The organism is Flammeovirga sp. SJP92, assembly GCF_001583495.1.
Classification (GTDB): Bacteria; Bacteroidota; Bacteroidia; order Cytophagales; family Flammeovirgaceae; genus Flammeovirga.
The window spans coordinates 558,683-572,065 of the sequence record NZ_LQAQ01000093.1 but is presented as its reverse complement, the minus strand read 5'-3'; the positions used below and the strand labels follow the sequence as shown (position 1 = coordinate 572,065).

Genomic DNA, 13,383 nt, shown 5'->3' with positions numbered 1-13,383 from the left:
ATGATTACATGTTCATGTATCGAAGTGTTAATGCTTATTTTTAGAACTTAAAATCTGAACACCAATACTACACTCCAAACACCTGTTATTCTGACAGTATTGGGTGTACAATTCAATCAAACCTTGAGAATCCAAGGACGAATTATTTTTGATGGCATATGTTTTCCAGATCTTTGTGTATTTATTATTTTCCGCAGGAATAGATTCTAGCAGCTGAATGGCTTTCTCCTTGTATCGGCTTTCGTTTCTGTCTGTGCCATAGGCAAACTGAAGTGGGATAACGACATTTACAAGTAATGATTGAAGTGCTGATTTTCCCACAAATGCACTGATTGGCTTTTTTGATTTTTTATTGAAATGATAGTGAGAATGCCAGTATTCAGAGGTAGGATGTTGCATAAACCGTATAAAACTTTCCAAAGAGGAAATATGCAGAAATGCAGAGCATAAATGAGGAATATTTATAATGATACTTGCTAACTGAGCAATTCTAATCGTAGGGAAGTTGGCAGGGCGTAACCTGAGGAATTTCCATTCTTGCACTTTCATTTCTTTTTCTTTGATGGAATATTTATGACTTAAAAACTGATACTCTTTATACAGTTTCATCATGTAGGGATCGTCTGGTTTTTCAGATAAAAATCCTGCAGACCCAAACAGAAAAGCCTCCACCTGAGCAGGTTGATAAGCATGAAGTTTTAATAATCGGATAGGCACAATGGATGAAAGTCGTTGAAAAGCATCATTATTGACTTTGAAACCGAAGTATTCGGCAAGAGTTCTGTAAGTACATTCTTCCCAATCTCTATTTGAATTTTGAAGCTGTAAGAGTATCCTGCTGGCTTTTCTTTCTATTCTTTCCAGAAAAACACGGTCAAGCATTGCTAACTTATGAAGTCTGGAGATATTTTCCAGCTGACTTCCACAAGTGATTTCATCTTCATTAAAAAGAAAAGATTGATACTTAATGAAAACTTGTTTTTGAATGAAATTTTCTGTGCTAAATGTAGGCACAATGGACTGATCACTGCGGATGACGTCAAAATCATTTTCCCAGACTACATGAAGAATGACATTGTCATAGGCTTTGTTTTTGGAGTGCTGATGTTTTTTCCAATCAGATGCTTTGATATGGATTTCGATATTTCCATGCCAGTCTATGGTATTAATTCGGATGTGAGCATTCAGAAAATCGGGGCCTGCATCATGATTTTGTAAGCCAGGAGAGATAATTTCTAAAGGTTCGCCTTGATCTGTCTGTAAGGCTATAGCATTGAAATATTGAAACTTCCAAATGAAGTATAGAAAGTCTTCTTTCATGAGAGAATCGTTAGCTAGAATCGTTTATAATTTAAGTTTACTTATTTAAGACAAATCAATATAAAAAAGAAAAAGCCAAGAGGCAAACTAAACCTCTTGGCTTCATGAGTGTTATGAATATATGATAGTCATCGGAATACCTTGATTCCAAATCGCGTTTATTTCATTCGAGCGTATACTAAAACCTTACGTTGGATACGTTCCATATCTTCTTTCCCTAAATTCGTAACTCCTTCTTCAAGTGCATTGAAATAGGTTTCAGTTGCTTTTTCTACATTGCCAGTTCTGATGTAGTAATCACCCAAAACTTCTAATGTCAAAGCATTTTTATCGATTTTGATAGCTTTGTCAATCCATTGCTTCGCTATTTCCAAATCACCATTCCAGTTGATTGTAAATAAAGCGGCGTCTTTTAAAGTGACCCAATCATTTTTCTCTGCTTTTTGAACCTTCTTCATTAACATAGCACTTTTTTCATCGTTGGGTGCTTCTAAATCAGAAGTATTAGCGAATACTGAAACAAAACTTGAGATTAATAATGTAAGAGTTAAGAAAATAGTTTTCATGATATTTAAGAATTATGTTTTTTGAAATTAATTTGACACACTAACTATTATTCTATATCTGTGCCATAAAAACATAAGTAACTGTAGATCAATATTTTAAAGTTGTAATTTCTGTTTTTAAGTAAAATAGTCCGTTCGAAACCGAACAGTAAATACATTGTTTGAACAGCTAATGTGTTCATTTTCAGTAAACTTTGGATTTGAAGAATAAAAGGTTGCGTGAATGCTCACTTATTTTAAGAACTGATTACTTTTGTAGGATAAAGACATAAATATGAATAAAAATATCCAACCCCCTGTAGCTCGAAAAGAGCCGAAAATATTAGAGAAACACGGAGACCAAAGAGTTGACCCATATTATTGGATGCGAGACAGAGAAAACCAAGAGGTGATTGATTATCTCAATGCTGAAAATAAATATATTGAAGATGTAATGTCTGAGCACAAGCAATTTGAAGAAGATTTGTTCGAAGAGCTGAAAGGACGTATTCAAGAGAAAGATGAATCGGTGCCTTATAAAGCAAGAGATTACTATTACTATGTGCGATATATAGAAGGAGGGGAATATCCGATTTACTGCCGTAAAAAAGGTTCATTGGAAGCGGAAGAAGAAATTTTGATTGACGCGAATATTGAAGCAAAAGACAAGTCTTACTTTAAAATAGGTGGCTTGACAGTTGGTGAAGATCAAAATAAGATTGCCTATGCAGAGGATATTGTTGGAAGAAGAATATATACGGTTCGTTTCAGGGATCTGGCAACAGGCAAAAACCTTGAAGACGTTTTAGAAGAAACGACTGGCGATGCAGTTTGGGCTGCTGATGGTAAAACAGTTTTTTACACTACTCAAGATAAAGAAACATTGCGCCCTGATAAAGTATGGAGACATACTTTAGGTACTCCTCAATCAGAAGACGTGGTGGTATATGAAGAAAAAGACGATACTTTCTGGATTGGAGTTCGAAGAACGAAATCAAGAGAATACTTAGTAATCGAATCAGGATCTACACTGACAACCGAAATGAGAATCTTGAAAGCCAATAATCCATTTGGTGAGTTCAAACCTTTCATTCCTAGAGAAAGAGAGCACGAATACAGCGTATCTCATTTCAACGGTCATTTTTATATTGTGACCAACTGGAATGCCAAAAACTTCCGATTGATGAAAGTGGCAGAAGATGCTGATACTACAGATAAGAACAATTGGGAAGAAGTAATTGCTCACAGAACAGATACACTTCTTGAAGGCTTGGATATCTTCAAAAACTTCTATGTAATTGAGGAAAGAAGAGACGGTTTGGTGCATATCCGTATCATTAAATGGGAAGATGGATCTGAGCATTATTTAGATTTCGGTGAAGAGACTTACAGTGCATGGTCTGGTGCCAATCCTGATTTCAATACAGATATCTTACGTTTTGGCTATAATTCTTTGACTACACCTTATTCAGAATATGATTACAATATGGTGGACCGATCAAAGGTATTATTAAAGCAGCAAAAAGTTTTAGGCAAATTTGATCCACAGGATTACGAAGCAAAGCGTTTGTATGCTACTGCAAAAGATGGCGTAAAAGTGCCTATTTCTGTAGTGTATAAAAAAGGATTTGAGTTGAACGGCCAAAATCCACTGTACATGACAGGTTACGGCTCTTATGGTATTTCTTATGATGTTGCCTTTTCACCATCAAGAATCAGTTTGATGGAAAGAGGTTTTGCTTTCGCAATTGCTCATATCAGAGGAGGAGAAGATTTGGGAAGAGCTTGGTATGAAGACGGTAAAATGTTGAAAAAGAAAAATACTTTCAACGATTTCATCGCTTGTTCAGAATTCTTGATTGAGGAAAAATATACTTCTGCAGAAAAGTTTGTGATCAATGGTGGTTCTGCCGGTGGATTATTGATGGGTGCTGTGGTAAACGCCCGTCCTGATCTTTATAAATTCGTCATCTCAGATGTACCGTTTGTGGATGTAGTTACCACAATGTTGGACGAATCTATTCCATTGACTACAGGTGAATATGACGAGTGGGGTAATCCAAATGAAAAGAAATATTACGATTATATGCTGTCTTATTCTCCTTATGATCAAGTCGAGAAAAAAGAGTATCCGCATATGTTAGTTACTTCTGGCTTGCATGATTCTCAAGTACAATACTGGGAGCCTACAAAATGGGTAGCCAAACTTCGTGAGGAAAGTACAAGTGATAATTACATTATGCTTAAGACAAATATGGACGCAGGGCACAGCGGTGCTTCAGGTCGTTTCCAGCGTTTTAAGGAAGTAGCATTTGAATATGCGACAATTTTCGCCGTAGTAGCTCCAGAGCAGATGGTGGCGATTGATCGATAAGAAAATAAAAACTATAGAACTAGCGCAAGTCTTAAGCCGTAGGCGAGACTTGTGCTGGTATTTTTAATAAGTCTGTAGACTTATAGCTCCACAAGAAAAGCTCACATGCTCAAAGTTGTGACATTAAAAACTAACTATTACAATAACGATTCAAAATGAGTAGAAAATACAAAATTCTAGATTAGACTAAATGCTATTTTGTGACTCTAACTGTAGTTCATTGGATTGATGTTTTTACAAGAAAAGAATACAAGGACATCATTATTGATAGCTTGAAATACTGTCAAAAAAATAAAGGATTGGCGTTACATGCTTACGTTATTATGACCAATCATATTCATCTGATAATATCTAATAATGAAGATAATAAGCTGGAATATATCCTTAGAGATATGAAGAAGTTTACGTCTCTTAAAATCATCAATGCAATTAAAGACAATCCTGGTGAGAGTAGGAAAAAATGGTTGATTTGGATGTTTGAAAAAACAGGTCAAAGAAATAAAAATAATACCAGGTATCAATTTTGGCAACAGTATAATTGTCCAAAGATACTTACGAGCTCTGATTCACTTTCTCAAAAGCTAAATTATATTCATGATAATCCTCTCAAAGAGGGAATAGTCAATGAACCTGATGAATACCTGTATTCAAGTGCCGGAAATTATTCTGGTAAAACGTTGAGGGTATTGGATGTTGAACTGATTTAGATGCAAATTAAAGCCCTTATTATTTCTTTAAAGTAATTTTTCATCTAAAAGTCTTCAGACTTTTTACAGATGCCAGCACAAGTGTCGCTATCGCTCAACACTTGCGCTAGATGTGGACTTACATAGTGTACGTAGTAGCATGTACAGTGTGTACGCCCTAGCACTTGCAACCCGTACGTCCTGGCATGTACAGAGTGTACGTGCTGGGATGTCTTAGTTGTCTCATAGTAATGGGAAAAGGTGTCCCCTTTATATGGGAAGCTCTTTCCCATGTATAGGGGAAAGAGTTTCCCTTCTGGTGTGCCAACAGCACAAGTTTATCTATAATGAACTGGTGTGTTTTAATGATATAGTTTTTGATTATAATTATATAAAAACATATTATTTTCATTTATAACTTAAATCCGCCACCTTTGTAAGGTAATCAATCAGAAACAATAAAAGATAGATATAAACATGAATACTTTAGCATTAAACATAATCGGAATCGATGTAGAAAAAGCATCAGAATTAGGTCAAGGATTAAATACATTATTAGCGAACTTTCAACTGTATTATCAGAATTTGAGAGGTTTACACTGGAATATTCAAGGTAAAAACTTCTTTGAATTGCACGCTAAATTCGAAGAGTTATACACAGGTGCAAACGATCGTGTAGACGAGATTGCAGAAAGAATTTTGACATTAGGAGTACAACCGTTGCATACTTTTTCTGATTATTTAGAAACTTCAGAAATTGAGCAAGGAAAGAACATTACAACTGATGTGGCTTCAGTAGAATTAGTAGTTAATAACCTGTCTACATTGCTAAAAATTGAAAGAGAAGTAATTGAGCAGGCATCAGATGCCGGTGATGAAGGTACAGTGGCGTTACTTTCAGAATTGATCAGCGAGCAAGAGAAAACAATTTGGATGTTAGCCGCTTGGTTGAAATAAGATATCAGTAGTTATTAAGTTAGAGAATAGATTGGAGTATTGAGAGGTTGTCATTTTAATATGACAACCTCTTTTTTGAATCTATTGTTCTTCTATTGAATAAAGGATAAAATAAACATCAGATGCTATTGTTCCTTTGGAGTACCTATTTTCAATGTGAATGTTTTTTGTGATTGTATTATCTTTCTTGAAAAAGCATGCATGATAAAATCAGTACTGGAAAGCCTTTCAATTGTACCTGGGTAAATGTAGTTTTTCTTATATATTTTATTTGAGTCTGGATCAAATACTATATTGAAGTTTGTATCTCCTTTCATGCTTATTTCAGCACTTAATAACTTATTTCCATCTAAATAAAACATTAAAATAGAGTCATCCATATTGAAAACTTTTAGTGTTTCACTGAAAGGAAAATTGACGTTTATAAAATGGTATCTGAAATGGTTTTTAATCCAATTAATTTTACCGTATTCGTTTACATTGATATATTGGATCCCCTTTCTACTTCCCCCATTCATACTATAATTTTCTGAGATTAAAGTATAGGTATTATTAGCTTGCTGAAGAATATTTGAAATATTAAAACCATCGTCGAGTTTATAGTTTGGATCACTTTCAAATTCTCTAGTTAATTCTTTTTGAAGCTTTGTAAAATCTTTTTGGTCTTCAAAGTGAGGACGAGACATAGGTAGCCATAGGTCTCTTATATTTTCTCTTGTAAATGGAGTAAATGTTTCAGTAAGTATTTCTTTTTTTGTGAGATCCAGGTTCATAAAATATAACCCTTCGATCTTATTATTGACTTTACTTTTTTTGAAGTCATAATAACCTGCAATGATGAGATTATTATTATCATTTTGAATAAACCTTAGATCTTCTATGTTTTTATCTTCATGTCTTATTGTATGAACTAATGCTTGTTCTTCTCCTTTTTTAAAAACATACAGGGAGAAATAATGATCTTTTTTCTCACTAGAGTTTTTTAATTTCTGAATACCATATAAAGTACCATCATTGAATACTTGAAGATTTTTCTCCTTAAAAATATTGATCTTATTAGGTAAATTGTTCTGAGGATTAGAGAAATAGGTAGAGAGTGTAGGAGACATTTTCCATTCTTTTTTCCAATTTTCATTGATCATATCAATAAAAACATTTGTACACTTCTCTTTTTCATTATTGAAGAATGTGATAACAGAAAGGTATTTTTTCGACTCTGATTGAATAATGTTAAAATTGACACTCTTGTTATTTCTATCACCGCCTTTATTATTATTGATTAGCATCCTTTCAGCCACTAAAGTTCCTTGATCAAAACCCTTCTTTTCGATGTTTACCTTTTTTCTAAAGAGGCGATGTTTAGTACTTGAATAAGCAGAATAGAAAAGCCATATATCTCCTCTATAATCAGCTATTAAGTCAACATACTCCATGGCATTATTTGATTGATAGCCAACGTAAACTTCAATATTCTTGATATTAATAGTAATTTCTTTACTACTGTTTTTTGGAACGAAAGAAAGAAATACTTGTTGCTCTTTGTTTAAAGTACTGTATAAAGTATAAGAACCTTTGTCTGTGATGAGCTTTTTGTGGTACATATAGTCAGTACCTTTCTCTTCAAACTTTAATAAAGTAAGATCTGAAATAGTGTGGAACTGAGAATATCCCAAGTATGGGGATATAACAAAGAGTACTAATAATAGTAGTTTGCTTAAGTTTGTCATTTGTAGCATTGAAAAGTTTAAATAAAAGTCTAATATAAAAAAAAAGGCAACTTCTTTCGAAATTGCCTCTTAGTATTTTTTATTCCTCTTCCTCCGCTTCATTCTCCAAATCAATGCGATCTTGATAAGGATTGTAATCTGCATCTGGTAGAGGTTCGTAATCTTCTTCTATAAATTCTTGTACTTCCTCTTCTACGCCGTCATTGATGGCTTCCCAAAGTATATCTTTTAACTCAGGAATACCTTTTTGAGCAAGAGAAGAAATAAAGACATATGGTACGCCTTCTGGTATAGTCTCAGAGATCATTTCCTCTAATTCTTCATCCAGCATATCACTTTTTGTGATGGCTAACAAGCGGTTTTTGTCGAGTAACTCAGGGTTGTATTTTGTCAATTCGTTGACTAATACTTGGTAATCATGCGCTACATCTTCACTGTCTGCAGGAACCATGAATAACAATACAGAGTTACGCTCGATATGACGTAAGAAACGGATACCCAGTCCTTTTCCTTCAGCAGCACCTTCAATAATACCAGGAATATCTGCCATGACGAATGAAAGATTATCACGGTAAGAAATCACACCAAGGTTAGGAACCATTGTAGTAAATGGGTAGTCTGCAATCTCAGGTTTAGCGGCTGAAAGTACAGAAAGTAAAGTAGACTTACCCGCATTAGGGAAACCAACTAGACCTACATCTGCCAATACTTTCAATTCCAAAATTACCCAAGCTTCTTGGCATTCTCCACCTGGCTGAGCATAGCGAGGAGTTTGGTTGGTAGCAGTTTTAAAGTTTCTGTTACCTAAACCACCACGGCCACCTTTCATTAAGATGATTTCCTGGCCGTCTTCTGTCAGCTCACAAAGTTTTTCTCCTGTTTCAGCATCTTTGGCAATTGTTCCCAAAGGCACATTAAGGATAATATCTTCACCTTCGGCACCACTTTTACCTGTTCCTTGACCGCTTTGTCCATTGTTCCCATGAACGTGTTTACGGTATTTAAGGTGCAATAAAGTCCAAAGTTGTTTATCAGCTTTTAAGATGATATGTCCACCTCGTCCACCATCACCACCGTCAGGACCGCCCTTCGGTACGTGTTTTTCTCTACGAAAAGATACTGCTCCAGATCCACCTGAACCTGAACGTGTGAATATTTTTACGTAATCTATAAAATTTGATGAAGCCATTTTTTCTATACTAAATGTCGAATAATAAGGCTTTTAAGAGAGGAGGGTGCACAGGACAAAAATGCATTGATGCAATACTCACTTTAAAGCCGAACTGCAAAGGTAGGGAAAGAACTTAAATCCTATCACTATTATTAACAACTGATTGGAATAAGAGTATAAAAACCAATGAATTAAATTAATAAAATGGAGGTAGATAATTTTATCACCCAATAAAAAAGAGGTATTGTCTTCACAATACCCCTTCTTTGCAATATAAATATATTGATTATAAGCTATCGATAGCTGCACATAAGTTAGTGAAGATTTCTTCAATAGAACCTACACCGCCGATTGCTTTATATTTTCCTTGAGCTTCGTAGAAGTTCGCTACTGGAGCCGTTTTCGTGTTGTATTCTTTCACACGGTTACGGATCAAGTCTTCGTTTTGGTCATCAGTACGACCAGAAGTTTCACCACGCTTCAAGATTCTTTTCGTTAATTCTTCTTCATCAACGTCAAGAGCAACCATACCTGAGATAGCAATACCATTTTCAGACATTAAACCATCTAACGCTTCAGCTTGTGCTACTGTACGAGGGAAACCATCAAAGATAAAACCATTACCTTCTTTGTTCGCCTTAATTTTAGAATCAATCATACCAATTACAACCTCATCTGGCACTAATTGACCTTGGTCCATTAGTTCTTTCGCTTTGATCCCAAGAGGAGTTCCTGCTTTGATTTCACCACGAAGAAGGTCACCAGTTGACAAGTGAACAAGGTTATATTTTTCCTTAATCATGTCACTTTGCGTTCCTTTTCCTGCACCTGGAGGGCCAAATAATACAAGATTGATCATAACTTTAAATAGTATGTTTATTTGTTATAAGAATGAAATACGAGTAAGAGGACTCTATACTCGAAAGGGCAAACATACAAAAATCAATTAAAGTTTTCTAATGAAATTAACTCTCATTTATGATTTCTAACGGGAATACAACCGGTTTATATTGAACTGTTAAGCATAAATATGGAAGATGTTTCAGATATTAATATCCAATTCCTTTCTCAAAATACTCAGCGCTTTTGACATTCTCTTTTCAATAGCTTTTACGCTCACGCCTAATCTTTCGCTGATTTCACCGTAAGTAAGTCCATCAATTCTGTTCATTAAAAAAACAGTTCTGCTCTTTTCTGGTATTTCATTGATGGTTTTGTCCAGCATAGATTGAAATTCTTCCAGCTCCATTTTGTATTCTGGATTTGTTTCTACTTCTCCGTCTTTTTTATTTTGTTTTTGCTCAAACTGCAACACTACTTTTCCATGTTTGATATGATTGAGCATTAAGTTGTTCGCAATGGTGTACAGGTATGTTTTTACAGTATCAAGAATAACTTTGTCTCTTGATTCCCAAAATTTCACAAAAGCTTCTTGAGCAATGTCTTCAGAAAGATCAATATCACCAATTTTATAGTAGATGAAACTCCTAATACTATCATAGTATTTATCAAAGAGCTCTTTGAATTCTTTCTCAGAGATTTTATGTATTTGGTTTTGAGTATTCACAAATTATAAAAAGATAGCGTTTTCGGCCTACATGTGTGTGTCAGATAATTTACAAATTGAAAATCAACTTTACATTGTGTAAGCTAAAATTAATTTAAAATTAGGTTCCCTTTTACAGCCTTTCTGTGGTCTATAAAAATTTGAATCATTATAACGGGTAAACCAGAATGCCATTATTTGAGGCATTCAATCTTTATTTTGTCCTATGAATCGAAACAAATCTAATTAATAATTTGCAAATATTCTTTAATTATTGCTTTCTGATTGTTGTTGGTAAAGTGATTGATAATGTCCTTCAATTTTAAGTAGCTCATCATGAGTTCCTTGCTCAATAATCTCTCCTTCGTGAAGCACAATTATTTTATCCGCTAATTTCACAGAAGAGACTCTGTGGGAGATAATAACGGAAGTTCTGTCCTTCATCACCTCTTGAAGGTTATTTAAAATTTCATTTTCTGTATTGGTGTCAACCGCAGATAAACTATCATCCAAAATCAAAATACTAGGTGTACCTAAGATTGCTCTTGCAATGGTAGCTCTCTGTTTTTGTCCACCCGAAAGCGTAATACCTCTTTCGCCGACAATAGTATCGAGGCCATTATCCATATTCTGGATATTTTCCCAGAGTCCCGCATTTTTAGTAGCTCTGATAATGTCTTCTTCTGTAGCATCTTCTTTTGCAAAGGCAATATTATTTCTCAACGTATTAGAGAAAAGGAAAACATCTTGAGGAGCCATATTGATCTGTGAGCGAATATCATGAAGGTTCAATGTTTTTAAATCCTGATCATCAATAAATATTTGCCCTTCTGTAGGATCATATAACCTTGAAATCAAGTTGGCAACGGTACTTTTTCCTGAACCTGTTGTACCTAAAATAGCTAAAGTTTTACCTGTTTCAATTTCAAATGAAACCTTATTCAAGGCCTTGATACCGGAATCAGGATAAACCAATGATACATCTTTGAAGGTTATTTTTCCTTTGATATTGAAAGGTTTATTGGTAGGAGAGGTAATCTCAGGCTCAATACTTAAAAACTCGTTGATTCTTTTTTGTGAAGCGGCGGCTCTTTGCACAATACTCGTCACCCAACCTAATGAAGTCACTGGCCAAGTCAGAAGTGTTACATACATAATGAATTCTGCAATGACACCTGGTGTAATGGCTCCTTTTTCAACTTCTAACCCACCCACATAAACGGTCAGGATAGTACTCAAACCAATTAAGAAAAGCATCAGAGGATAAAACATTGAGTTGACCTTTGCCAGTTCCAGTTGACGGCTTTTGTATTCTTCAGCATTTTCAGTGAATTGATGAAGTGATTCTTTTTCCCTCACAAATGCTTTTAATACTCTAATGCCTGAAAATGCTTCTTGTACAAAAGTTGACATTGAAGACAACTGCTGTTGAATCAGTTCAGACTTTTTATTGATGATATTATTGACGAAATAAATACTGATGGAAAGAAGAGGAAGAGGGAATAAAGCCCAAATGGTTAATTCCACATTGATGCTTGCCATGATGGAAATCGTCAGAATAAACGAAATCACCATATTGATACTGTACATAATGGCAGGCCCAAGGTACATTCTCACTTTACTGACATCTTCAGAGATTCTAGCCATCAAGTCACCCGTATTATTTTTTCGGTAAAAACTTAAAGGCAATTTTTGATAATGCTCAAAAATATCATTCTTAAGATCAAATTCAATCAAACGAGACATGACAATGATAGTCTGACGTACTAAGAAAAGGAAAATACCTCTCATCAATGCCATACCCACAATGACACCTCCGTAAAGAAGAACGATTTGGAAAAACTCATTGATGTAATTTTCATAGAGATCACTTCCTTTGAGCAAAGTTTGTGTTTTCAGTGTATCCACTACTAAGTCTAATGCATAACGGACCACTTGTGCAGGAGCAATGGCAAATATGTTGGAGATAATCATAAAAATGATCCCCAATGTTAACCTAAAGCCATAGCGTATGATATATTTATTAAGATAAGCGAGTTCTTTCATTCAGCTTTCTATTGAATTTATTCCGATGTATTATAAGTGCTAATCCAAAAATAATTTATTACTATTTCTGTCTTTATTTTTTGTGAGAACAAGGTTAAAAACGTCTTAATAGTAGTTCTACTGGAAGTTTTTTAGACGGCAGTAATCATAAAACACTAATAATAATTACTAAAAAGTAATTTTGTTTTAACACATTGTTGTTGTCACAACTAATATAGCACACAAATGTAATTAATTGTTTTAAACAAGCTCGGAAACCTTCATTTAATTGTATGTTTTGTAATACATCTTTTATGATTATTGCTAGATTCCTAAATAAATTTTAATAAAACTTTTTGAAAAATGTTATGCTTGCATACTAAATATTTATATATTTGGAATTGAAGGAGAGGATAAGCGTATTTTAGACGTAAAATATTCCTATGCATCTCACCAATAACACAAACACACACACATCACAAAAATTATTATGAAAGCATGGGCGAATTACGTAGAACTGAAAAAAAGAAGAAGTCGGTCGATTTAAGTATCAAAGCCACATGGCTGGCGATTTCAAAGATGTACAATTTATTGGGTGCAGATTATGAAATTTCCCATTCCATTGGTTTTGTATTATTGAATATCGATCCTGTTGAAGGAACTCCTGCTACGAAAATTGCTCCGCTGATGGGGATGGAAGCAAGAAGCTTGACCCGAATGCTGAAAAACTTTGAAGAGAAAGGATTAATTGAAAGAGTAGCAGACAAAACGGATAAACGAAAAGTGATCATTCGTTTAACGGACTACGGTCAGATGAAACGCGAGATGTCGAAACAGACCGTAAAAGTTTTTCAGAGAAGAGTAGAAGAAAAAATTACTCCTGAAGAATTATCAACCTTTTTTAATGTGATGGACAGCATTAATGAAGTGATCAAAGACCCGAAAGGGCAAATGTTTGATGAGATCAGAGATCAACTCAAAAGCTTTGGAATAACTGAGGAAAACGTGAATAAAAAGTAGTTTTACTTTTAA

The 13,383-nt window shown here is 34.5% G+C and carries 11 protein-coding genes; 4 read left to right on the top strand and 7 right to left on the bottom strand.

Translation table 11 applies throughout. From position 1 onward, the window contains the following. Positions 1 to 27: 27 nt before the first annotated feature. Together AVL50_RS23040 and AVL50_RS23035 are read right to left on the bottom strand one after the other, a co-directional pair. Entirely contained in the window at positions 28 to 1,320 is a 1,293-nt protein-coding gene (locus AVL50_RS23040; RefSeq protein ID WP_062618856.1) for a DUF2851 family protein, read from the bottom strand. 158 nt (positions 1,321 to 1,478) lie between these two features. Next, entirely contained in the window at positions 1,479 to 1,886 is a 408-nt protein-coding gene (locus tag AVL50_RS23035) for a hypothetical protein (protein WP_062618854.1), read from the bottom strand. Between the two features lie 274 nt (positions 1,887 to 2,160). On the opposite strand from AVL50_RS23035, the gene AVL50_RS23030 reads away from it, so the two are divergent. The 3 genes from AVL50_RS23030 (at position 2,161) to AVL50_RS23020 (ending at position 5,882) form a co-directional block, all read left to right on the top strand. Then, positions 2,161 to 4,239: a S9 family peptidase gene (locus tag AVL50_RS23030; protein WP_062618852.1), complete on the top strand. Its 2,079-nt coding sequence runs from the start codon at positions 2,161 to 2,163 to the stop codon at positions 4,237 to 4,239. Positions 4,240 to 4,439: 200 nt separating this feature from the next. Next, positions 4,440 to 4,946, top strand: coding sequence for a transposase (locus AVL50_RS23025; protein ID WP_253764315.1), 507 nt, complete (start codon positions 4,440 to 4,442; stop codon positions 4,944 to 4,946). A gap of 456 nt (positions 4,947 to 5,402) precedes the next feature. After that, positions 5,403 to 5,882 (top strand): Dps family protein, encoded by a 480-nt coding sequence (locus AVL50_RS23020; RefSeq protein WP_062618850.1) that lies wholly within the window; start codon positions 5,403 to 5,405, stop codon positions 5,880 to 5,882. Between the two features lie 125 nt (positions 5,883 to 6,007). Here the strand turns inward: AVL50_RS23020 and AVL50_RS23015 are convergent, their stop codons facing one another. From AVL50_RS23015 to AVL50_RS22995, 5 genes are all read right to left on the bottom strand, one after another. Continuing rightward, complete coding sequence (locus tag AVL50_RS23015; protein ID WP_157491498.1) at positions 6,008 to 7,609, bottom strand: hypothetical protein; 1,602 nt, start codon at positions 7,607 to 7,609, stop codon at positions 6,008 to 6,010. A 79-nt stretch (positions 7,610 to 7,688) separates the two neighbouring features. Then, positions 7,689 to 8,798 carry a GTPase ObgE gene (gene obgE / locus AVL50_RS23010; protein WP_062618846.1) on the bottom strand — a complete coding sequence of 370 codons (1,110 nt, stop codon included), beginning with the start codon at positions 8,796 to 8,798 and terminating at the stop codon, positions 7,689 to 7,691. A 268-nt stretch (positions 8,799 to 9,066) separates the two neighbouring features. Next, on the bottom strand, positions 9,067 to 9,639 hold the full coding sequence (locus tag AVL50_RS23005; protein WP_062618839.1) for an adenylate kinase: 573 nt from the start codon (positions 9,637 to 9,639) through the stop codon (positions 9,067 to 9,069). Between the two features lie 183 nt (positions 9,640 to 9,822). Continuing rightward, complete coding sequence (locus AVL50_RS23000; protein ID WP_062618837.1) at positions 9,823 to 10,347, bottom strand: RNA polymerase sigma factor; 525 nt, start codon at positions 10,345 to 10,347, stop codon at positions 9,823 to 9,825. Positions 10,348 to 10,593: 246 nt separating this feature from the next. Beyond that, entirely contained in the window at positions 10,594 to 12,372 is a 1,779-nt protein-coding gene (locus AVL50_RS22995) for an ABC transporter ATP-binding protein (protein ID WP_062618835.1), read from the bottom strand. Positions 12,373 to 12,849: 477 nt separating this feature from the next. Between AVL50_RS22995 and AVL50_RS22990 the strand changes: the two genes are divergently transcribed. Further along, positions 12,850 to 13,371: a MarR family winged helix-turn-helix transcriptional regulator gene (locus tag AVL50_RS22990; protein ID WP_062618833.1), complete on the top strand. Its 522-nt coding sequence runs from the start codon at positions 12,850 to 12,852 to the stop codon at positions 13,369 to 13,371. Positions 13,372 to 13,383: the final 12 nt, after the last annotated feature.

Coding starts and splice junctions, on each gene's coding strand:
- AVL50_RS23005 (WP_062618839.1), bottom strand. CDS start 9,639: ATGATCAATCTTGTATTATTTGGCCCTCCAGGTGCAGGAAAAGGAACG.
- AVL50_RS23015 (WP_157491498.1), bottom strand. CDS start 7,609: ATGACAAACTTAAGCAAACTACTATTATTAGTACTCTTTGTTATATCC.
- AVL50_RS23030 (WP_062618852.1), top strand. CDS start 2,161: ATGAATAAAAATATCCAACCCCCTGTAGCTCGAAAAGAGCCGAAAATA.
- obgE (WP_062618846.1), bottom strand. CDS start 8,798: ATGGCTTCATCAAATTTTATAGATTACGTAAAAATATTCACACGTTCA.
- AVL50_RS22995 (WP_062618835.1), bottom strand. CDS start 12,372: ATGAAAGAACTCGCTTATCTTAATAAATATATCATACGCTATGGCTTT.
- AVL50_RS23040 (WP_062618856.1), bottom strand. CDS start 1,320: ATGAAAGAAGACTTTCTATACTTCATTTGGAAGTTTCAATATTTCAAT.
- AVL50_RS23035 (WP_062618854.1), bottom strand. CDS start 1,886: ATGAAAACTATTTTCTTAACTCTTACATTATTAATCTCAAGTTTTGTT.
- AVL50_RS22990 (WP_062618833.1), top strand. CDS start 12,850: ATGGGCGAATTACGTAGAACTGAAAAAAAGAAGAAGTCGGTCGATTTA.
- AVL50_RS23020 (WP_062618850.1), top strand. CDS start 5,403: ATGAATACTTTAGCATTAAACATAATCGGAATCGATGTAGAAAAAGCA.